20 protein-coding genes and 1 tRNA gene are annotated in these 19014 nt (G+C 65.6%); 7 read left to right on the top strand and 14 right to left on the bottom strand.

The genetic code is table 11. From position 1 onward, the window contains the following. Positions 1-5: 5 nt before the first annotated feature. The 8 genes from R5H32_RS18195 to R5H32_RS18160 all read right to left on the bottom strand — a co-directional run bounded on the left by R5H32_RS18195 (position 6) and on the right by R5H32_RS18160 (position 11088). Positions 6-1364, bottom strand: coding sequence for an MmgE/PrpD family protein (locus tag R5H32_RS18195; RefSeq protein ID WP_318340115.1), 1359 nt, complete (start codon positions 1362-1364; stop codon positions 6-8). Positions 1365-1563: 199 nt separating this feature from the next. Continuing rightward, positions 1564-2574 (bottom strand): HupE/UreJ family protein, encoded by a 1011-nt coding sequence (locus R5H32_RS18190; RefSeq protein WP_318340114.1) that lies wholly within the window; start codon positions 2572-2574, stop codon positions 1564-1566. Then, positions 2571-3386 carry a peptidylprolyl isomerase gene (locus R5H32_RS18185; RefSeq protein WP_318340113.1) on the bottom strand — a complete coding sequence of 272 codons (816 nt, stop codon included), beginning with the start codon at positions 3384-3386 and terminating at the stop codon, positions 2571-2573. Before R5H32_RS18185 ends, R5H32_RS18190 begins: the two co-directional genes overlap by 4 nt. A gap of 104 nt (positions 3387-3490) precedes the next feature. Further along, on the bottom strand, positions 3491-4270 hold the full coding sequence (locus tag R5H32_RS18180) for a hypothetical protein (protein WP_318340112.1): 780 nt from the start codon (positions 4268-4270) through the stop codon (positions 3491-3493). A gap of 39 nt (positions 4271-4309) precedes the next feature. Next, positions 4310-5290: a transporter gene (locus tag R5H32_RS18175; protein ID WP_318340111.1), complete on the bottom strand. Its 981-nt coding sequence runs from the start codon at positions 5288-5290 to the stop codon at positions 4310-4312. A 15-nt stretch (positions 5291-5305) separates the two neighbouring features. After that, positions 5306-7246, bottom strand: a complete 1941-nt coding sequence (locus R5H32_RS18170) for a DUF3604 domain-containing protein (RefSeq protein ID WP_318340110.1) — start codon at positions 7244-7246, stop codon at positions 5306-5308. Positions 7247-7287: 41 nt separating this feature from the next. Continuing rightward, complete coding sequence (locus tag R5H32_RS18165; RefSeq protein ID WP_318340109.1) at positions 7288-9201, bottom strand: DUF3604 domain-containing protein; 1914 nt, start codon at positions 9199-9201, stop codon at positions 7288-7290. Between the two features lie 36 nt (positions 9202-9237). Then, complete coding sequence (locus R5H32_RS18160) at positions 9238-11088, bottom strand: DUF3604 domain-containing protein (protein ID WP_318340108.1); 1851 nt, start codon at positions 11086-11088, stop codon at positions 9238-9240. A 221-nt stretch (positions 11089-11309) separates the two neighbouring features. Between R5H32_RS18160 and R5H32_RS18155 the strand changes: the two genes are divergently transcribed. Continuing rightward, positions 11310-12005 carry a Crp/Fnr family transcriptional regulator gene (locus R5H32_RS18155; RefSeq protein WP_318340107.1) on the top strand — a complete coding sequence of 232 codons (696 nt, stop codon included), beginning with the start codon at positions 11310-11312 and terminating at the stop codon, positions 12003-12005. A 198-nt stretch (positions 12006-12203) separates the two neighbouring features. Here R5H32_RS18155 and R5H32_RS18150 read toward each other — a convergent pair whose 3' ends face one another. Continuing rightward, a complete protein-coding gene (locus R5H32_RS18150) occupies positions 12204-12614 on the bottom strand; it encodes a hypothetical protein (RefSeq protein ID WP_318340106.1) in 411 nt (136 codons plus the stop codon). A 111-nt stretch (positions 12615-12725) separates the two neighbouring features. On the opposite strand from R5H32_RS18150, the gene R5H32_RS18145 reads away from it, so the two are divergent. The 3 genes from R5H32_RS18145 to R5H32_RS18135 all read left to right on the top strand — a co-directional run bounded on the left by R5H32_RS18145 (position 12726) and on the right by R5H32_RS18135 (position 14473). Further along, positions 12726-12983 (top strand): hypothetical protein, encoded by a 258-nt coding sequence (locus R5H32_RS18145; RefSeq protein WP_318340105.1) that lies wholly within the window; start codon positions 12726-12728, stop codon positions 12981-12983. Positions 12984-13681: 698 nt separating this feature from the next. After that, positions 13682-14068 (top strand): DUF302 domain-containing protein, encoded by a 387-nt coding sequence (locus tag R5H32_RS18140; protein ID WP_318340104.1) that lies wholly within the window; start codon positions 13682-13684, stop codon positions 14066-14068. Positions 14069-14080: 12 nt separating this feature from the next. Beyond that, positions 14081-14473, top strand: coding sequence for a GFA family protein (locus tag R5H32_RS18135; RefSeq protein ID WP_318340103.1), 393 nt, complete (start codon positions 14081-14083; stop codon positions 14471-14473). A gap of 60 nt (positions 14474-14533) precedes the next feature. On the opposite strand, the gene R5H32_RS18130 is transcribed toward R5H32_RS18135, so the two are convergent. The 3 genes from R5H32_RS18130 to R5H32_RS18120 all read right to left on the bottom strand — a co-directional run bounded on the left by R5H32_RS18130 (position 14534) and on the right by R5H32_RS18120 (position 15737). Next, positions 14534-14866 (bottom strand): nuclear transport factor 2 family protein, encoded by a 333-nt coding sequence (locus tag R5H32_RS18130; RefSeq protein WP_318340102.1) that lies wholly within the window; start codon positions 14864-14866, stop codon positions 14534-14536. Between the two features lie 169 nt (positions 14867-15035). Continuing rightward, positions 15036-15440, bottom strand: a complete 405-nt coding sequence (locus tag R5H32_RS18125) for a cupin domain-containing protein (RefSeq protein ID WP_318340101.1) — start codon at positions 15438-15440, stop codon at positions 15036-15038. Positions 15441-15653: 213 nt separating this feature from the next. Next, positions 15654-15737 (bottom strand) — tRNA-Tyr (locus R5H32_RS18120). 134 nt (positions 15738-15871) lie between these two features. Between R5H32_RS18120 and rlmB the strand changes: the two genes are divergently transcribed. From rlmB to R5H32_RS18105, 3 genes are all read left to right on the top strand, one after another. Next, positions 15872-16654: a 23S rRNA (guanosine(2251)-2'-O)-methyltransferase RlmB gene (rlmB, locus tag R5H32_RS18115; RefSeq protein ID WP_318340100.1), complete on the top strand. Its 783-nt coding sequence runs from the start codon at positions 15872-15874 to the stop codon at positions 16652-16654. 125 nt (positions 16655-16779) lie between these two features. Then, positions 16780-17244 carry a YHS domain-containing (seleno)protein gene (locus R5H32_RS18110; RefSeq protein WP_318340099.1) on the top strand — a complete coding sequence of 155 codons (465 nt, stop codon included), beginning with the start codon at positions 16780-16782 and terminating at the stop codon, positions 17242-17244. Positions 17245-17403: 159 nt separating this feature from the next. After that, entirely contained in the window at positions 17404-17880 is a 477-nt protein-coding gene (locus tag R5H32_RS18105; RefSeq protein WP_318340098.1) for a CoA-binding protein, read from the top strand. Positions 17881-17887: 7 nt separating this feature from the next. Here R5H32_RS18105 and R5H32_RS18100 read toward each other — a convergent pair whose 3' ends face one another. Both R5H32_RS18100 and hisF read right to left on the bottom strand, forming a co-directional pair. Then, complete coding sequence (locus tag R5H32_RS18100; RefSeq protein WP_318340097.1) at positions 17888-18199, bottom strand: phosphoribosyl-ATP diphosphatase; 312 nt, start codon at positions 18197-18199, stop codon at positions 17888-17890. After that, a complete protein-coding gene (gene hisF, locus R5H32_RS18095) occupies positions 18196-18957 on the bottom strand; it encodes an imidazole glycerol phosphate synthase subunit HisF (protein WP_318340096.1) in 762 nt (253 codons plus the stop codon). Before hisF ends, R5H32_RS18100 begins: the two co-directional genes overlap by 4 nt. Positions 18958-19014: the final 57 nt, after the last annotated feature.

Raw genomic sequence — 19014 nt, 5'->3', positions numbered from 1 at the left:
ACCCGCTATGCCTCCGTCCGGGTCAGGACCAGATCGGACAGCGCGGCGAAGCCGTCCGCGTCCAGCGTGTCGAACCTGCTCGCCAGCCGTTCCAGCTCCGCGGCGCGCTCGGCACCGAGGACCGGATCGGCGAAGCCGTGGAACTTGGCGCGGATCTCGTCGTCGCCGAGCGGCTGGTCGGTGTCGCCGCGCGGCGTGCGCGGCGGCGCCTCGAAGCGGCGGCCGTCGGTGGTGATCAGCGTGACCGCCGCCCAGCGCTGGGCGACGCTCCGGGCGGTCAGTTCGGGATCGTCGATGAGCGTGGTGGCGCGGCTGATCCGCAGGATCTCGGGGTCGCGCAGCGTCTCCTCGGTCAGCTCCCCGACGCCGATCCGGCCACGCACGATCATCGCCGCGACCGGGAAGGCGATCGCGTAGCTGAACTCGTCGAGCGATTTCGGTTCGTGCCCGGCAAGGCGGGTCGCGTAGTGGAAGGTGCGGATCTCCACGCCCGCGATCCGGTCGTGGGTGAGGCCGTTCTCGCGCATCAGGTCGCGCGCGGCGTCGATCGAGGGATGCGCCCAGCGGCAGCAGGGATAGGCCTTGTAATGGGTGTGATCGAGCGTCAGCCAGCGTTCCCCGAGCCCTTGCCAGAAGGGCGCCGCCGCCGCGCCCTCGCAGGTCAGGGCCGGGGCGCCGGTGAAGCCCTCGCGCGCGAGATAGGCGGCGGTGACGCCCGAGGGCGCACCCCAGCCGACGCCGTCGCGGACCATGGTCGGGAAATCGATGCAGCGCATCATCTGGCTGCGCGGCCCGTGGTATTCGCCGATCCCGGCGGCGTGGCGGATCTGCTCGCGGTCGCAGCCGAGCATCCGCGCCACCGCAGCGGCGACGCCGACCGCCGTCCAGGCGCCCGAGGTGTGATAATCGGGGCAGGTCGCGTGCTGGACCTGACCGGCGCGGTAGCTGATCTCGTAGGCGAGCGCGAGCCAGAGCGCGAAGTCGCGCCCGGTGATCGCGCGTCCCCGGCCGCGCTCGGCATCGGCGACGGCGAGGAGGGCGGGGAAGATCGCCGATCCGGCATGGCCCTTGTTGGGCGTGGTGCCGTCATGGGCGTCGATGCTGTCGACCAAGAACGCCCCGGCCATCGCCGCCCCGGCCGGGCTCACCTCGCGTCCGTCCATCAGCATCCGCGCCGCCCCGGCCTCGCCCGGCCCGAAGAGCGCGAGCGCACCCTTGCGGGCGATCTGCGACAGCCCGGTCGTCGAGCCGATCGCAGCCACGCCCATCGTGTCGAGAAAGCTGCGCCTGAGAAGCGCGAGAAGCGCCTCGGGCAGATCGTCGGTGCCGAGCGCGGCAGCGAACCCGGCCATATCCACAGTCATCGCGAACTCCCATCGTCTCGCCCGTCCGGCGGGCGGCGCCCCGTCGCGGACATCAAGCATCGTGGTGCTATCGGGCGCAATCGCGATTTCCGCGCGGCGGTCGCAGAAGGGATCAAATTCGCAGGCCCGCGGGGTCGATACGCATGTGTCGCCTCCACGGGACAGGTCCGCGCACCGGATCAAGCCCCGATCGCGAGCCTCAGAACGCGGCCACGCGGCTCAGGAACCAGAATGCGGAGGTTCCCCCTATCGCGTAGCTCATGATCCTCATCCCGTATCCGGTCCGGCTGAGCGCAAGCTCCGCGAGACGGGGCAGGGTGCGTCTGGCGGCAAAGGCCGCAACCATCACCACCGCGATGAACATGAGCTGTCCGATCTCGACGCCGACATTGAAGGAAAACAGCGCGAGCGGAATTTCCCGTTGCGGCAGGCCGATCTCCTGCAGCGCGCCCGCAAAGCCAAGGCCGTGCAGCAATCCGAAACCAAACGAAACCGCCCAGGGGTAGCGGTGCGACAGCCGTGTCTCGGGGGCATCGGAGCGCAGAAGCTCGCTGGCCAGAAACATGATCGACAGCGCGATTACCGCCTCGACCGGCGGCGCCGGAAGGGTGATCCATCCCAGCGTCGCGGATGCGAGGGTGAGGGAATGCGCCGCGGTGAATGCCGTGATCGCCCCGATGAGCGGACCCGGCGACCGGATCAGCAGAAGCAGCGCGAAAACGAACAGAAGGTGATCCGCGCCGGCGAGAATATGCTCTACTCCAAGCGCCGTATAGGTGGCGAAGACGCCCAGCTTGCCCTGCGGCGCCGGCACGGTGAAAGCGGTTGATGCTGGCGTCAGGCGCTGGCTCTCCGCCACGCCCGTCGAAAGCTCGTAGCGGACCAGGACGTCGGTTGCGGTATTCTCGAGCCCTTCGATGGCGATCGCGCCGCCCTGAAGACCGCCGGGGCAATCGGCGTTCCAGGAGCCGATGAATGCCCGCCCGTCGAACTTCAGGTTGGGCGCACGGCGCTGGGTACAGTTCTCCGGCAGGACGGCATCGATCGGCATCGGTTTGCCATTGACGCTCGGCACCTTCCAGAAGGCCCGCCAGCTCTCGGCGCCGACCAGGCGAAGCTCCAGAAAGCCGGGGTCGAGCGCATGGGAAAGCGCAGGCGCCGCCCAGAGCGCGAGCGCCAGAAAAAGCGAGACGAGCGAAGCGAGCCTCATTGTTCGACCGGCTCCGGCATGCGGACCTCGTAACCGGCCAGATACGCCTGGTACTGGCTTTCACGCAGGGCTTCGGCTTGATCGTGCCGCCAGGATTGCTCGACCTGCTCGCGGATATCCGCAAGTTCCAGAGGAGCCGGGCGCTGCATCTCGTCGACGCGGACAAGATGATATCCGTAAGCGGACGGGATCGGCCCGGTCCAGACCCCGGCCGGGGTGGCGCTGAGCCGCGCAAAGAACTCGGTGCCGAACGTGCCGTCCACGGCCGCCTCCTGCGCGTTTTCCATCGCCGGCGGCAACAGCGATGACCGGCCGAGGGACATCGGGTCCGCGCCGCCCTCCAGACGTGCCCTGATCTCGTCGGGATCGTCGCCCTCCGAGAGCATGACCTGTCGAAAGCTCACCTGCGCCGGCCGGGTGAACTGCGACTTGTTTTCCGCGTAGTAAGCCTCAAGCGTCGCGTCATCGACCTCGAGGCTGTCGGCGACGCTGGCGGTCAGAAACTCCATCTTCAGCCGAAGCCTCTGGCGGATGACCGCATCGTCCTGGTCAAGACCAAGCGCGAGCGCTTCGCGGTAATAGACCTCGTCGCGTACATACCCGTCGATCAGCCCCGCAAGCTCATCCTTCGTCGGCTCGCGGTTCCACGTTCCCTTGAACTGGTTGGAAAGGCGGTCCAGATCGCGGGTGCTGATTTCAATGACATCTGGAGAGTCGGGTATCGGATCCGTATTGGTCTGGTCGTAAAACCAGAACAACAGCGCACCAATCAGAGTGAAGTGCAGCAGGGGCTCGTTGATGGCGCGTATCATCCATCTATTTGGTTTGTATGCGTTTTCCAGAGATCTGCCCGGTTCAGAAGTTCCATACATAACGCGATCGCCGTCAATGACATGGGGGAAGCGTAAAGAGATCACTATCTCGGGACAAGGAGCTTGACCGTGAAGTTCAGCGTATCTTTCGGCGCAACGCTCTTGTCATAGAAATTGTGCTCGTAACTCAGAGAAAACTGCACCGGCGTCTTATCGAACCTATGCAGCTTCTTGACGGCGACGCCCAAGGGAAGGCTGATGAATTCGTTGCGGTCCCAATCGTAGGTGATGGTCATTTCAGACGTGCCAATGCTCCAGCCATTGTCGAGGGAGGCGTTGAGGATCGGCTGAATGATGGAAATATTGACGTCCGGAAAACTGCTCTTTCCAGCCACCGTGAAGATGTTCTGGTTGAACAGGCCCAGGCTTCCCCAAGGCTGCTGCGCAACGAATCCGGCCGCAGGGCCAAGCCCCCATTTCTCCGTGCTCAGGCCCGAGGCACCGGTGGGCAAAAGCGCAACGGCGCCGACCCCGAAGCGTCCCCAGCTGCGATCGAAGGTCGCCAGGTTGAAGATCGTGATGTCGCTCAAGCCACTGGCGCCGCTCGGGCTGTCGGAAATGTAGGGAACGGTGATGCGGAAAATGTTGTTCAGGTCACCCAACCTGAACGGGTAGGCCATGCGGAACTGAAGCGTGTTCCCGTCGGCCGTGCTGTTATGGTAGCTCGGCGTGTAGATATCCGAAAACTGGTAGGCCGTGATGGACGCCGTCGGGTCATTAGCGGCGCTCTCAAGGGATTGGCCCTGTTCCTGGGCGAAGGCACCGCCCGGCGCGGCCAGGGCAATCGAAAGGCATCCTGCCAGGTAGTGCTTGCGAAGGTTCATTCCACCATCCCTTTCACCCGGGGTGCTGCTCACGTTCCGTCAAAAGACAAAGCCGACATTCATCCAGTACACATCGCTCTCGAACCGGCGTTTCGCATCGAATTCGTGCGTGTAGTGAAATTCCATCGTGGCCTTCTGGCCGGAAAACTCTCCCGAATAGGTCACGATGGGGCCGATACCATAGACCTGTGCCCTGAGGCTGCTGGCGCCGAGTGCCTGCCTGATCCTTTCCGCCCCCACTCCGCCGTCGTCGCCGATCTGGTGATAGGCATATCCCGAGGCCCCGAGGGCGAGGCCCGACGGCAGGTGTTGCAGCGCCGCCAATTCGAGCGCGAACTGCGGCGCGGAGTGGTAGTCCGTCGCGTCGTTCGGCTCGCTGAACAGCAGGCTTGCCGCGCCGGAAAGCTCGCGGCCGTTTTCGGTGTTCAGGTAGGTGCCGGCGATGAACGGCTGGATCGCCCACACGTTCTTGCCGATGCTCAGCACGTCGGCCTGTCTGGTCGCCGGGTTGATGGTCGCCGGATCGTACTGGCCGACCGGCGCATAGACCGTCGCCCCGGTGTTCCAGTGCCGCATGCCGTCATGCCAGCCGACCATGCCGGTGACCGAGATATCCCCCATGGCCGTTCGCTCGTCCTGCAGGCTGCCCGCGACGGCCGGGGTCGTCAGATCGATATCGGCATTCGCATAGGGAATGTTCAGGTTGATGGCCGGCGTGCCGCCCCAGAGGCTCGCGTCGAAAACATGGGTGTAGCTGAACTTGAAGAGGTTGGTCCTGACCTTTGCGCTGCCCACCGCGAGGCCGCCGATGGAGACATTCTCCACGCTGCCCTCGAAATAGATGAAATCGCTCGACACATAGTTTCCGGGAGGGGGGACGACGCCCGCCAGCGTGTCCCGGCTTCCGAGAAAGTAGGCACCGGTGCCGCCCTCGACCGCGAAGGCGGCGGGGGCGGAGAAAGCTGCTCCGAGAGCCAGCGCCGCCGTGCCGGCCAACCAGGAAAATCGCGTCGATTTCATGCTCCGGTCCTTTCGTCAGCCCTTCGGGCCGTACCAGATGGGGGAGCTGTACGCCCGCTCCTGGATCTTCAGCGGAATGTTTTCCGGCAGATCGAGGTTGAACTTCACCGCGTCGTAAGCCGTCCAGCGCGGCGTCGGGATCTCGATGACGCGGGCGTAGTAGAAGGCCCTGAGCGCGGGGTCGAAATCGGGATCGGTCCAGACCGCGCCGAGCTCGGACGCGCCGATCGTGTTGGTCCAGCTCGGGATCGTCAGGTCGACGGTGTCGCCGACCGGCGGCAGCTTGCCGTCGGCGCCGGCTGTGCGCCCGTCCGACCAGGCGACGTCATAGACCTTCTCGCGCGGATTGCCGTCCGCGTCGATCCAGCCCTTGACGATCTGCACGCGGTCGAGGTTCGCGCCCATCGGGTCGCGGAGCGCGTAGACGAGGAAGCTCGGCGCCGTCGCGCCTTCGGGTGCGGCGGTGAGGTCCGATCCCATCGGGACGCCCTTGCCGTACCCGATGAGCGCGAGGTCGCGGCGATGGACGTCGTTCGGCTCGAAGTCCCAGCCGCCGAAGAAGCGCAGCCGCAACCGCGAGCCGGTCGTGGCATAGGTCTCGCGCCGTTCCATCGCATCGAAGATCGCCTCGCGGGTGTTCTCGGTCGCCCAGACGGCGGACAGGCCCGAGGCGGAGTAGACCCAGGACTCGTAGGCGACCTCGCCGTCGGCGAATTTCTTGCCGACGTGGGTCGCGCGGTGCGGATTCGGCTCGTAGGCCGTGAACTTGCCGAAGAAGTTGTCCTCGTCGACCGTGGTGATGCCGGTATGGGTGTCGGACGCCCCGACAAGTCCGAACTTGTAGGGATTGGCGCCAAGGCTGTTTTGCAGCATCAGGCCGCGCTGGAGGCCGGAGCGGACGTATTCGCCCGGCAGCATTTCCGGCGTCTTGCGCTCGCTGACATCGAGATTGCCCCAGTCCCAGGTCTCGAAATCGGCGAACTCGTCGTCGGGCGAGAGCATCGGATGCGCCTCGCCGTCGCCCTTGTATTGCGTCGCTTCGTAGAGCCGTTCCCACTTCTGCCGCGTCGCGGCGTAGTCGGTGTCGAACGCGGCGCCGTTCTCGAAATCGTCCTGCAGCGCGAACATCATGCCGTTCGAGAGGTTGCCGTTGTGCGGGATCGCGAGAACGTCGCCGCCGGTCTGATCCTCGTAGTTCTGCAGCCATTTCCACAGGTCGCGCGGGTTCGGCGAGCCGATGGGGGGCGTCGTGGTATAGGGCTCGATCCGGCCGGCCTTGTCGGCGCCGTCGCGGAAGATGACGTTGCGGTGCAGGTTGTTGCCCTTGACGAGCGAGGTCCATTCGAAGGCGATGAAGGTGGTGAAATGCCCGGGGTCGTTGAACTCCTCCGTCACCTTGACGATGTCATCCCAGGTGCGTTTGTAGGCGGGATTGCCCGGCTGGTAGTTCAGCGCCTCGGGCACCTTGCCCTGGGCAAAGGTTGCAACCAGTTTCTGTGCCGCCCGCATCGCCGCTTCGCCGCCCGCGTTGAAGTCGCGGTTGAATTCCTTGCCGAGCGGGTCGGCCATCACGTTCGGAGCGCCATTCAGAATGTCCGTGATTAGCCCCATGCCGTCGGAATGATCGGTGATCATGTAGAAATCCAGCGGCCGGGAGAGCTTCACCGGCTGGCCGGTGTTCGAGACCACCTGCTCGCCCCGCGCAAAACGATAGGCGTCCCGCGGCATCAGCCGCGTGCCGCCGCCGCCCGCATCGCCCGAGATCCCGGTATGGACATGGGTGTCGCCGAAATAGACCTCGGCCGGAAAGCCCCGGTCGGCGTAGGGCGAGTAGGGCCGGCCCTTCATCACGGATTCAAGGCCGGTCATGTCGTCGTAGTCCTGCGCGTGAACGGCGGGCGCAATGACTGCCGCGATGATCGCGGCCCCGGAACGAAGTGAGGGTTTGCTCGGCATATGCACATCTCCTTGAAAAGGATACTGGAATGTTCGAGTTCTTATCCGCCCGGTGAATACCAGATCGGCGAAGTATAGGCGCGTTCTTGATGCTTGCGCAGGGCTTCTGGCGGTGCGTCACCCTTGCCGAAGAACGCTTCGTCGTACGCGATCCACGTCGGGGTCGGGATCTCGAGCACGCGCACATAATAAAACGCCGCCTGCGTCGGATCGAATTCGGGATCCATCCAATACGCACCGATCAGAGCCTCGCCGATCGTGTTGGTGTAGGCGGCATTTTCCACGTCGACCGTGTCGCCGACGGGGCTCTCGCACCGGCCCTCGACGACAGACCGGTTCGCACAGGCGATGTCGAACACTTTTTCCTGCGCGCCCCCGCTGGCGTCGAGCCAACCCTTAACGATCTGGACACGATCTATGTTGGCGCCGTCCGGGTCTCGCAGGACCCTCACCATCAACCGCGGCGCAGCGCCCTCGGGCGCCGCAGCGAGATCACCACCCATCGGCACGCCGTTCTGATAGCCCAGCCGCGTGAAATCCGGGCGCTGCACGTCGTCGGGCGCGAAATCCCAACCCGCAAAGACCCGGACCCGCATCCGCGTGCCGGTTGTGGCATAGACCTCCTTGCGTGCCATCGCGTCCCAGATGGCTTCCCGCGTGTTCTCCTGCGCCCAGACGGCGGCCAGCCCTGACGCGAGCGACTCCCAATGATAGACATTGAGCGATCCGTCCCCGTCGGGCCGCAGGTCCTGACTGACGAGATCGAGATACCGACCCTCGGTGCCCGGCTCGGTTCCCGAGAACTTGCCAAAGAAGTTGTCCTCGCCGGTGGTCGAGAGCGACGTGTGGCTGTCAGTAGAGCCTACGACCCCAAACTTGAAAGGGTTTTCACCGAGCTTGGCCGCCTGCTCGAGGCCGATTTTCAGGGCGCTGCGCATATATTCGTGCTGGAGCATACCGGGCTCTTTCGGGTTGAAGCCGAAGTCGCCCTTGTCCCAACGGTAGTAGTCCGCAAACTCGTCATTGGGGGACAGGAATGGATGCGTCTCTCCGTCACCCTTGATCTGGGTAACCTCGTAGATCGGCTCCCATTTCATGCGCCGCCGTGCGTAGTCGGCATCGATGGGTTCGCCATTCATTCGCTCGACCGAGAACATCAGGCCCTGGCTGAGGTTGCCATTGTGCGGGAGTGCCAGCGCCCTGCCGCCCGTCGTTTCCTCGTACATCGCCATGTAGTCCCACAAACCCTCGGGGTCGAGCGTCGTGAAGGCGCTGAGTGGCACCACCTGACGCGCCTCGTCCGCACCGTCGCGGAAGATGACGTTGCGGTGCATGTTGCGCAGCTGCGGCGTGGAACTCCATTCGAAGCCGTGAAAGGCGGTGAAGACCCCGGGTTGATTGTGGCGGTCGACAGCATCGATGATGCGGTTCCACATCTGTGCCTGCAGCCGGGGATTGGGGAGCGTATCGACCATCGTGATGGCCGACTGCTTCCAGATCTGGTAGGCATCCCATCCCTTCCCGGACGAGACAAGGTCGTAATACTTCTTGCCCTGCGGATCGCGCAGCAGTTCGGGGTTGGCCTCCTCGATCATCGGTGCGAGGCCGAGATTCTCGGCGTGATCCGCGACCACCAGGAAATCGAGCGGCCGCTGCAGCCGGCCGCGAACGCCCGTCGACGACACGACCTCTTCGCCCTTGGCGAAGCGAAGGGCAGCATCCGGGTCGAGCCGGTTGCCGACCATTCCCGCGTCAGTCGAGTAGCTGGTGTGCAGGTGCGTGTCGCCGAAGAACACCTGGTCAGGATAGCTTTGGTAAAGGTACGGGGAGTATTCACGGTGTCCGATTTGGATGTCCGCTTCCTGCGCGGAAAGATCCTGCGCCATAGCGGATCCAGCGACCGCGCAGTGCGTAGAAAACAGCAGCAGAGCAATCTCGCGAAGATGTTCTTTCATGTCTGTCTCCAAAAGCAAATCTGCAAATGCGAGCGGTCAGCCCGGCGTGTACCAGATCGGCGAGGTCCAGGCGCGCTCCTGAAGCGTCGCCGGAACCGTATCGAGAAGCGGCAGGCCGTGGCGCACCGCGTCGTAGGTGGTCCAGCGCGGCGTCGGTATCTCGATCACCCGAAGGTAGTAGACGGCCGCCTTGGCCGCGTCGAAGTCGTCGTCGGTCCAGTGACCGATCAGTTCCGCCGCGCCGATCTCGTTGGTATAGGTCGCCGTCGCCGTGTCGACGGTGTTGCCGACCGCGGGCAGCTTGCCGTCCGCGCCGGGCTGCCGGTCGCCGGACCAGACGACGTCGATCACCCTGTCCTGCGGCTCGCCATTCTCGTCGACCCAGCCCTTGACGATCTGGATCCGGTCGAGATTGGCCCCTTCGGGATCCTTCATCGCATGGACGTTGAAGCTCGGCGGGCCGTCGAGTGCGGTCAGCGTTCCGCCCATCGGTACGCCGTCGGCATAGCCCGTCTCGACGAGCGCCACCGGGTCCTCCGTCGCCGCGAGCGCGGCGCCGCCGAAGAAGCGCGGCTTGATGCGCGGGCCGGAGGTGACGAAGCTCTCGCGCGCCGCCATCGCGTCCCAGATCGCGCCGCGCGTGTTCTTTGTCGCCCAGACCCCGGCGAGTGAGCCCGGATTGGCCTCGGGCCCCTTCACCCAGCCGTCGATCTCTCCGTCGCGGCGCTCGCCGACCGTGCCGTCGGCAACGCCGTGGCTGCCGTTGTAGGTTGCCTCGTCGACATCCGAAGGCGTGCCGTTATGGGTATCGGTGCCGCCGATGAAGCCGAGCTTGTAGGGGTTTGCGCCAAGCTTCTCCTGATAATCGAGCCCCTTGGTCACGGCCCAGCGGACGAAGTTTTCCTTCCTGAAATCCCCACCGCTGAACGATCCCACGCTCGGCGCGTTCTCGAAATCGGCGAACTCGTCGGCGGACCAGAGCGAGGCCACGACCTCGGAGTTGCCCTTGATCTGCATCATCTCGATGAGAGGTTCCCATTTCGCGCGGTTCTTCGCGTAATCTGCCGTGAGCGGGTTGCCGGAATTGTCCACCGGCTCGAACATCTGGCCCTTGGAGCCGTTCGAGTTGTGCGGGATCGCGAGCAGGGTCGACCCCGCAGCCTCCTGCTCCGCCATCCAGGCCCAGAGCTTCTCCTCGTCGGTGGTGTCGAGGCCGCTGATCGGCTCGTTCGGCACCACGGCATCGCGGAAGATCACATTGCGGTGCATGTTCGCGGCATTCGGCGCCGAGGTCCATTCGAAGCCGATGAGCGCGGTAAAGACACCCGGATCGTAATGCGCCTGCGCGGCCGCGATAACGACGTCCTTCCAGGCCGAAATACTCGTTTCAGGCCCGGCAAAGAACGGCGGGTGTTCCGGCTTTCCAGAGCGGTTGTTTTCCACGACGTATTTCAGGAACCACGCCCGCTGTTGATCGATATCCTTCAGCCCGCGAAGTTCCGCCAGCGCCTCCTGGTAATGGCCGGGCGCATCCACGATCTGTGTCGAATACATCTCGCCGAGGAACTCGGCGTGATCCGACACCGCGGTGAAGTCGAGCGGGCGGCCGATGTTGCGCAGCACGTTGTTGATCGAGACATCCTCGCCCTTGGCGAAGCGGTACGCGTCGAACGGCGTCAACCGCGCGCCGCCGATATAGGCGTCGAGCGAGAACGAGGTGTGGACATGCGTGTCGCCGAAGAACGCGCTCTTCAGCGGATTTTCCGGCACCGCAGCCTCTCGCGCCGCGACGTCGGCGTCCTGAGCTACAGCCGCCGCGGGATGGAAAAGGCACCAGACGAGTGCGGTGACACCAAACATATACCGGATCGCGTCTTCCTTCGGCATCGTTATCCTCTCCCTGAAAGAACGTAGCGCGGACAGAAAAGCTGCCGCGAGTCTGATAAAAGACCCCGAATATTCCTTGTTTTAAGTCGTCTTGAGGCTGCCAAAGCCGCCTGTTCGCGTGAAAAAACGCTAGCATGAGGATGCGAGCTCAACTATCCATATCGGGACATTTCCGGTCCCGGCGCGGGCCGCTTTCGGAAGCCGTCGGAACGGAGGAAACGATGTCACGAACCGCCGCCGTCGACTTTCTGTGCAGAAACGGCTGGCTGTCGCGCGTCGATCACGAATTTCGCAACGCGCTTCTGGAGCGCGGCGTGGTCCGGCAGATGCGCCGCAACGATCTCGTGTACCGCGCGGGCGGGCCGGCCGGAGGTCTGTGGGGCGTCGCCTCCGGCTCGGTGATCGTGGAGGTGGCAACCGATATCGGCGGGCCGTCGATCAGTCATTTCTGTCCGGGGTTCTGGTTCGGGGAAGGGCCGGTCATCAATTCCGCGCCGCGCCAGGTCACGGTGATGGCGGCGTCCTCTTGCCAGGTGCTCGGCATCCAGAAGAGCGACGTGGACGAGATACTGCGTGCCCAGCCGGAGCATTGGCGCTGGCTGGCCCTTCAGGCGAACGTCTCGACCCTGCACGCGATGGCGATCGCCTGCGACCTCCTGATCCGCAACCCGTTCTGCCGGGTCGTGGCCATGCTGCTGCGCATGTCGGGCCATGCCGCCGGTCCGGTTTCCCAGCCTGCCTTCGGCGCGCTGCACATGAGCCAGGAGCAGCTGGCGATGGCCGCGAATGTCTCGCGCACCGTCCTGAGCCCGCTGCTGAACGAGATGGAAACCGCCGGGCTGATCAAGATCGGCTACCGCAAGATAACGATCACGGATCCCGAGAGGCTCCGGCAGGCGGCCCGGACCCGGCCTTGAAATTCGTTGAGCCGCGAGGGGGAATGCGAGGGTGATTGGCAATCCGCTGCGCCCGGAATTCGTCTTGGGGCCATGGCGCCCCGGTAAACCTGGAAATGCGAAGAAATAGACCAGCATCGGATGCTGTCATGCCGGCATGTGGCAACCGACTGGCCGTCATCGTCTCGTGCGACCTCGGCCGCCCGAGACGAGTATGGATCAGTTGCGGTTGCCCGCGCCGTTGCCGATGCGGTTTCCAGCGCCGGGCTTCTCGTAAGTTTTGCCGCTGTGCACCGACGTATAGGATCCGTTTTCACGAATGGCCTCGTTGACGGTCTTGTTGACCGATCCGTAGGACTGGCCATGAGCCGAATTCGGGCCACCCTTGAACGTGCCCGACACGGTCTGGCCTATGCCATTGTTGGCCAGGGCGGCCGTGCCGAGCGTGGTCATTGCGGCGGCAGCGACGATCATTCTGAGCATTTGGTCCTCCATGTTTTGGTTTGTACGCTTGCCTACGTCCGCGAACGCCACATGGATCAAATTCAGCGCGGCCGGTCGGTCCTTGGAACCCGACGCCGTGATGTCCGGGAATTTCGAAGCAAGAAAACAACGATCGGCCGCGGGCATGCCGGCGAGCGATATCCGGCAGGGTGCGGGTGCTTGACCTTGCCACGGCGTCTGTGTGTGGTCCGCGCGGGAATCACCCCGAAATCCGAATCCTGAACAAAGGGACGCCAAATGAAGAATGTGAGTGCAGGTTTGCTTGCTCTGCTGATGCTGTCGGCCTGCGCGAAAGACGCGCCCGCCGTGTCCGACTACAACGGCGACAGCGTGAAGGTCGTGACGCCGACGCGCGGCTCCGACGAGGAAACCAAGGTGGCCGCGCAGAAAGAGGCAGACCGGGTCTGCTCCATCGGCAATCGCAAGCGCGCGGAATACGCGTCGACGCGCGAGCTGCCCGACAACCAGTCCGAGCACCTGTTCCTGTGCCTCTGAGCTAGCTGCCGCGCGGAAGCCCGCCATCGGGTCGGGCCCCCGCCGCCGGACACCCAGGCGCCCCGCGCGCGGTGGCTGTCCGGCAAGATTTTCGGTCCGGGGCCGTATTGCCAGGCCGCCGGATCCGATCGGGGCAGGCCGGCCGTGTTCGTCCATCCACCGGCATGTCCTGCGGGCCGGGTCGGCGGCGATCTCCCGCACCTCCGCGACGGTATCGAAGATCCGCAAGTCCAGCCACTCGCGCCGGTCCGTCCGGGTGCAGGTCGTGGCGATGCCCTGCCTCTCGGGCCAGGCCATGATCGTGGAACTGGCACAGTCCGGGCCGTGGCACCTCGGGAAGAAGGGTTCTCGGTGGTATTGGCCGCCTGCGCAGTTCCGACGGCGCGAAGACTTGCCGTGAATGCCGGACAGTTTTGCGACGACGGACCGGCGTCAACATGTCTTCAAGACGCCTCCTGACGCATGGTCTGGTCGGGCGTCAGCACCACGACCCGGCGCTTCAGCTTCGCGCGCTCGTCCCAAAACCGCTTCCGAGGCATCCGGGCACTCCCCTTCTTCCGGAAACATGCCCGAAAATCGCGGTCGGTTCGGTTCCGGTAGGCCCGTGAACCCGCCTCCCGCGCGTATCGTTTCGCCTCACCCCCTCGACGTCGGGCCCCGTCGTCCCTACCTCGGGAGGAACCGGAAAGGAGGCCAGAATGCCTTACACCATCGACCGTCTGATCCCCGGCGTCAGCATCGACGAGGCCGACGAACGCACACGCTCCGCCCTCGCCAGCAAGGGCTTCGGGGTGCTGACCGAGATCGACGTCGCCGCCACGATGAAGAAGAAGCTCGACCGCGACATGGCCCCCTACCGGATCCTCGGCGCCTGCAATCCCGGCATGGCCTGGGAGGCGGTCGGGATGGAGCCGCGGGTCGGCGCGATGCTGCCCTGCAACGTCATCCTGCGCGCCGTCGAGGGCGGCGTCGAGGTCAGCGCCGTCGACCCCGTAGCCTCGATGCAGGCCATCGACAACGCCAAGCTGACCGCCGTCGCCGGTCAGGTCCGCGACATGCTGAAATCCGTGGTCGACGCGATCTGAGGGAGGCCCCGCATGGACCCGATCACCGGCGGATGCCTCTGCGGCGCGGTGCGCCTCACCGCGACCGGCGTCCCGTACCGGGTCGGCCTCTGCCACTGTCTCGACTGCCGCAAGCATCACGGCGCGCTCTTCCACGCCTCCGCGATCTTCCCCGCAGACGCGGTGACGGTCGAGGGCGAGACGCGCGACTACAAGGGCCGGCATTTCTGCCCCCTGTGCGGCTCTTCCGTCTTCGGGCGGAGCGGCGACGAGGTCGAGGTCAATCTCGGCACGCTCGACGCGCCCGACCGGTTCCGGCCGAGCTACGAACTCTGGACCATCCGCCGCGAGGCCTGGCTGCCGCCGTTCCCGCTTTCTCGGCACTACGACCGCGACCGCGAGGGCGCGGGCCGCTCCGAGCCGTGAGGGCAGGTCGCGGTCAGGTCGGCCGACCGCCGCGCGATGCCGGGCTCTCGCCGGTCCGGGCTATTTCTTCAGAAGCGTCGCCCCGGTCTCGGTCTTGAGGATCTTGCCGTCCTTGAGCGTGTGCACGCCCATCACCGCCTCGCTGGTGCCGTCGGGAAAATCCATCACCGAATGCTCCACGAGGATGTCGCCGTTCTCGTAGATCAGCCGCTGGTCGCGGATCGCCAACTTGTCGCTGGCCATCATCCGACGGATCATCTCGGCCATCGCGGCCTTGTCCATCGTCTCGCCGCTCTGGTGGCGGACGAAGGTGAAGTCGTCGTGCAGGTGGTTGATGTAGGCCTCCGCGTCGCGGGCCTCCATCGCCTTGTCGAGCGTCTGGTAGAGTGCCATCGCGTCCTCCTGTCCTGAGCCGATGCCACAGGATGCGCCCCGGATGGCTCCGGGGCAACCCCGGGGCGTTCCGGGCCGCAATTGCGGTGTCGGTACGGAAGTCAGACGGATGCTGTACGGAACGCGTACAAGGATCGGACGCGGGCAAGGCTACGCCGCCGCCGTCAGCTCATTCGACCTTCGTCATCAGCGGCACGCCCTCCTGGCTCACCTGGATGAGCAGGATCGTCACCGGATCAGACGCGCTTTCGTTGCGGGCGTTCATCGCGGTGTCCATGGGTTCCGCGGCAAAGTCACCGGCCGAGAGCGTCGCCGGATCCTGGCCATCCACCTCGACGGTGATCTGGCCATCCAGCACATAGACGAACACCGGCCCGCCATGCGTATGGCGCTCGCCCGTCCAGCCCCCGGCAAAGGTCACGCGCTGGATCGCGATCGCCTGCCCCTCGGCACCTGGCAGCGGGGTATTCGTAAGCTCCACCCGCTCGCCCGGGGTGTATGCCTCGCCGGTTTCCTGGGCGAGCGCCGCCGTTCCGATCATGATCGTCGCGCCTGCAAGCAGCATCAGTTTCATCGACTGTCCTCCCTGTTAAGAGTTCGCGCTGAGGATACGTCGCGCCGACAGTCCACGAGCAAAGCCGCGCGCGTCCGTTGCCGACCCGATTGACGCAGCCGGGCGGACCTTATCACAAACGCCCCGGTTTTCCGAGGATCGCAGGACACCTGCCCGGAGAAGAGACAGAGCTTTCGGGCCTTGGGCTCCAAGACATTGATCTTTTTGGGGAGATGGTGGGCGACCCTGGAATCGAACCAGGCATGGGTCTCCCCGGCGGAGTTACAGTCCGCTGCCGCACCTTGCAGCACGTCGCCCGACGCTGGGGGCTGGATACTCAAGCGGTCCGGAGGCGTCAAGCGGGAAAATCTCGGCGAAGAGGCCGCCCGCGGGGTTGTGTCCCAAGGCTGGCCGGCGCATTCTCCGCCCCTGCCGCGAAGGGGGTCTGACGCATGAAGAAACCGGCCTGGGTGATCGAAAAGGAACGCGCCCGCCGGGCCACCGCGAGCGAGACCGTGTGGCTCTTCGGGCTCCACGCGGTGCGCGATGCACTTGCCAATCCGGCACGGGAAAAACTCCGGCTGGTCCTGACCAAGAACGCCGCCGACCGGCTCGGCGAGGCGATCGCGGAGGCGGGCCTCGCGCCCGAGATCGTGGATCCGCGCAAGTTCGACAGCCATGTGCCGCTCGCACCGGACAGCGTCCACCAAGGGGCAGCACTCGAGGTGAAGCCGCTCAACTGGGGCCGGCTCGAGGAGATCGCCGCCGGCGGCGAGGGGCGCCCGCTCGTGGTGCTGCTCGATCGCGTCACCGATCCGCACAATGTCGGCGCAATCCTGCGCTCGGCCGAGGTTTTCGCCGCGCGCGCGGTGATCGCGCCGGCGCGCCATGCAGCACCCGAGACCGGCGCGCTCGCCAAGACCGCGAGCGGCGCGCTGGAGCGTCAGCCCTATCTCCGCGTCGGCAACCTCGCCGAGGCGATGGAGCGTCTGAAGGACATGGGCTATGTGCTGATCGGTCTCGACGGCGAGGCGGAGGAGACGCTCGGCGTGGCGGTCGCGGCGGCGGCCGGACGGCCGCTCGGCCTCGTGCTCGGGGCCGAGGGGCCGGGACTGCGGGAGAAGACCCGCGAGACCTGCGACCGGCTGGCGAAGATCCCCTATCCGGGCGAGTTCGGCTCGCTCAACGTCTCGAACGCGGCCGCGGTTGCGCTTTATGCGGCGGCGGTCGGCTGACGCGCGATGACGGCTGATCACGCTCGTGCCGGGTTTGATCACGCTTGCGGGAGGCGGCTTTTCCGGCGGCGTCGAAACCGTCATTGTGTGACCCACGATCGGGCATCCGCCCGCGGGGATTCGACATGCTTGTGACACGCCGCGCCCTGGTGGCCGCCGCCTTTGCCCTGCCTGTTGGCGGGACGGTCTTGCGTCCGGCACTCGCCGGCGAAACCGCTATCTTCGCGCCGGGCGGGGCCGCGATCTCGGGCTACGACCCGGTCGCCTATTTCACCGAAGGCCGCCCGGTACCCGGCCAAGCCAACCACGCGCTGATGTGGCGCGGCGCTACCTGGTTCTTCGACACCGCCGCGGCAATGGAAACCTTCGAGATGAACCCGGCGGCCTATGCGCCGCAATACGGGGGTTACTGCGCCTATTCGATGTCGATGGGCGCACTTTCGCCTTCCGTTCCCGAAGCCTTCACGGTGTATCGCGGACGTCTCTATCTCTACTCCTCGGTGAATGCGCGGGCGACGTGGAGCGGCGATATTTCCGGCAATCTTGCGCGTGCAGACGCCAACTGGCCGACGACAATCGCCGGTCAGTGATCACATCTGCGCGACACGGTCTTTAACAAGGGCTTAACGGTACTACATTATTGTCTTGAAGCGTGGCACGGAACAGCTGCGCTTCTTATCACTGTCCCTCGTTCCGCGACTGGCGCCCGTCCTCTTGGATCGGGCGCCTTTTTCTGGCAAAGCAAGGCAATGACCGAGTATTCAGACGCCTTCCTGCGCGACATCCTCACCTCGACCCGCGTGATCGCGGCGGTTGGCGTTTCGCCCAATCCCGTGAGGCCCTCGCATTATGTGGCGCGATATCTGGGGCAGAAGGGGTTCAAGGTAATCCCGGTCAATCCCGGCCATGCCGGAGAGGAGATCCTTGGCCAGCGGGTGTATGCCGATCTCGCCTCGATCCCGAAGACGGCGCGGGTCGACATGGTCGACATCTTCCGCCGCGCAGAATCGGTGCCGGGCATCGTCGAGGAGGCGCTGGCGGAGCTGCCGGAACTGAAGACCATCTGGATGCAGGTCGGCATCAAGCATCCCGAGGCTGCGGCGCGGGCGGCGGCGGCGGGGCTCACGGTGGTGCAGGACCGCTGCCCGAAGATCGAGTACCAGCGGCTGTTCGGGGAACTCAGGATGGGCGGGTTCGCGACCGGGGTGATCTCCTCGCGGCTCTGATCCGCGGTCAGCCGCGCGACGCCTTTTCGGCGAGGCCGGAGAGGCCTTCGCGCCGGTCAAGCTCCGCGAGCACCTCGTCAAGCGTCACGTCGCGGGCGGCGAGCATGACGAGAAGGTGGTAGAGCACGTCCGCCGCCTCGGCGGTGAGCCGGGCGCGGTCGCCCTTCACCGCCTCGACGATCGCCTCTATGGCCTCCTCGCCGAATTTCTCGGCGCATTTCTCGGGGCCCTTCGCGAGAAGTTTCGCGGTCCAGGATGTGTCGGGGTCGGCGCCCTTGCGGGCGGCGATGGTGGCGGCGAGCCGGGCGAGCGTGGTCATTCGAGCCTCATCGGGATGCCGGCGGCGGCCATGTGCTCCTTGGCCTCGCGGATCGTGTAGTCGCCGAAATGGAAGATCGAGGCGGCGAGAACGGCCGAGGCATGGCCCTCGGTCACGCCCTCGACGAGATGGTCGAGCGTGCCGACGCCGCCGGAGGCGATCACCGGCACGTCGACCGCGTCGGCGATGGCGCGGGTGAGGGGCAGGTTGAAGCCCGCCCGCGTGCCGTCGCGGTCCATCGAGGTCAGGAGGATCTCGCCCGCGCCTCTTGCCGCCACGGTGCGGGCGAAGTCGACCGCGTCGATGCCGGTGGGCTTGCGGCCGCCGTGGGTGAAGATCTCCCAGCGGCCGGGCGCGACGGTCTTCGCGTCGATCGCCACGACGATGCACTGGCCGCCGAACCGGTCAGCGGCCTCGGCCACGACGTCGGGGTTGGCGACGGCGGCGGAGTTGAAGCTGACCTTGTCGGCGCCGGCGAGGAGGAGCGCGCGTACGTCCTCGTGCGTGCGCACGCCGCCGCCGACGGTGAGCGGGATGTAGCACTGTTCGGCGGTGCGGGTGACGAGGTCGTACATCGTGCCGCGGTTTTCATGCGTGGCGTGGATGTCGAGGAAGCAGAGCTCGTCGGCGCCCGCGGCATCATAGGCCTTGGCGGCCTCGACGGGATCGCCGGCGTCGATCAGGTTCACGAAGTTCACGCCCTTGACGACGCGGCCGTCGGCGACATCGAGGCAGGGGATGATGCGGGTCTTGAGCATGGCGGATCCTCTCGGCCCCTCCTAGCGCGGGCGGGCGCGGGGGGGAAGGGGTTTCGT

The sequence above is a fragment of the Defluviimonas sp. D31 genome (assembly GCF_033436765.1).
Lineage (GTDB): Bacteria > Pseudomonadota > Alphaproteobacteria > Rhodobacterales > Rhodobacteraceae > Albidovulum.
This window is presented reverse-complemented; position numbering and strand designations above follow the sequence as displayed.

Excerpts from the sequence above, each read along its gene's own strand:
- R5H32_RS18190 (WP_318340114.1), bottom strand. The coding sequence starts at position 2,574 with ATGAGGCTCGCTTCGCTCGTCTCGCTTTTTCTGGCGCTCGCGCTCTGG.
- R5H32_RS18150 (WP_318340106.1), bottom strand. The coding sequence starts at position 12,614 with ATGCCCGCGGCCGATCGTTGTTTTCTTGCTTCGAAATTCCCGGACATC.
- R5H32_RS18155 (WP_318340107.1), top strand. The coding sequence starts at position 11,310 with ATGTCACGAACCGCCGCCGTCGACTTTCTGTGCAGAAACGGCTGGCTG.
- hisF (WP_318340096.1), bottom strand. The coding sequence starts at position 18,957 with ATGCTCAAGACCCGCATCATCCCCTGCCTCGATGTCGCCGACGGCCGC.
- R5H32_RS18110 (WP_318340099.1), top strand. The coding sequence starts at position 16,780 with ATGCTTGTGACACGCCGCGCCCTGGTGGCCGCCGCCTTTGCCCTGCCT.
- R5H32_RS18125 (WP_318340101.1), bottom strand. The coding sequence starts at position 15,440 with ATGAAACTGATGCTGCTTGCAGGCGCGACGATCATGATCGGAACGGCG.
- R5H32_RS18135 (WP_318340103.1), top strand. The coding sequence starts at position 14,081 with ATGGACCCGATCACCGGCGGATGCCTCTGCGGCGCGGTGCGCCTCACC.
- R5H32_RS18160 (WP_318340108.1), bottom strand. The coding sequence starts at position 11,088 with ATGCCGAAGGAAGACGCGATCCGGTATATGTTTGGTGTCACCGCACTC.
- R5H32_RS18175 (WP_318340111.1), bottom strand. The coding sequence starts at position 5,290 with ATGAAATCGACGCGATTTTCCTGGTTGGCCGGCACGGCGGCGCTGGCT.
- R5H32_RS18195 (WP_318340115.1), bottom strand. The coding sequence starts at position 1,364 with ATGACTGTGGATATGGCCGGGTTCGCTGCCGCGCTCGGCACCGACGAT.
- R5H32_RS18180 (WP_318340112.1), bottom strand. The coding sequence starts at position 4,270 with ATGAACCTTCGCAAGCACTACCTGGCAGGATGCCTTTCGATTGCCCTG.
- R5H32_RS18145 (WP_318340105.1), top strand. The coding sequence starts at position 12,726 with ATGAAGAATGTGAGTGCAGGTTTGCTTGCTCTGCTGATGCTGTCGGCC.
- R5H32_RS18170 (WP_318340110.1), bottom strand. The coding sequence starts at position 7,246 with ATGCCGAGCAAACCCTCACTTCGTTCCGGGGCCGCGATCATCGCGGCA.
- R5H32_RS18105 (WP_318340098.1), top strand. The coding sequence starts at position 17,404 with ATGACCGAGTATTCAGACGCCTTCCTGCGCGACATCCTCACCTCGACC.
- R5H32_RS18140 (WP_318340104.1), top strand. The coding sequence starts at position 13,682 with ATGCCTTACACCATCGACCGTCTGATCCCCGGCGTCAGCATCGACGAG.
- rlmB (WP_318340100.1), top strand. The coding sequence starts at position 15,872 with ATGAAGAAACCGGCCTGGGTGATCGAAAAGGAACGCGCCCGCCGGGCC.
- R5H32_RS18100 (WP_318340097.1), bottom strand. The coding sequence starts at position 18,199 with ATGACCACGCTCGCCCGGCTCGCCGCCACCATCGCCGCCCGCAAGGGC.
- R5H32_RS18130 (WP_318340102.1), bottom strand. The coding sequence starts at position 14,866 with ATGGCACTCTACCAGACGCTCGACAAGGCGATGGAGGCCCGCGACGCG.
- R5H32_RS18185 (WP_318340113.1), bottom strand. The coding sequence starts at position 3,386 with ATGATACGCGCCATCAACGAGCCCCTGCTGCACTTCACTCTGATTGGT.
- R5H32_RS18165 (WP_318340109.1), bottom strand. The coding sequence starts at position 9,201 with ATGAAAGAACATCTTCGCGAGATTGCTCTGCTGCTGTTTTCTACGCAC.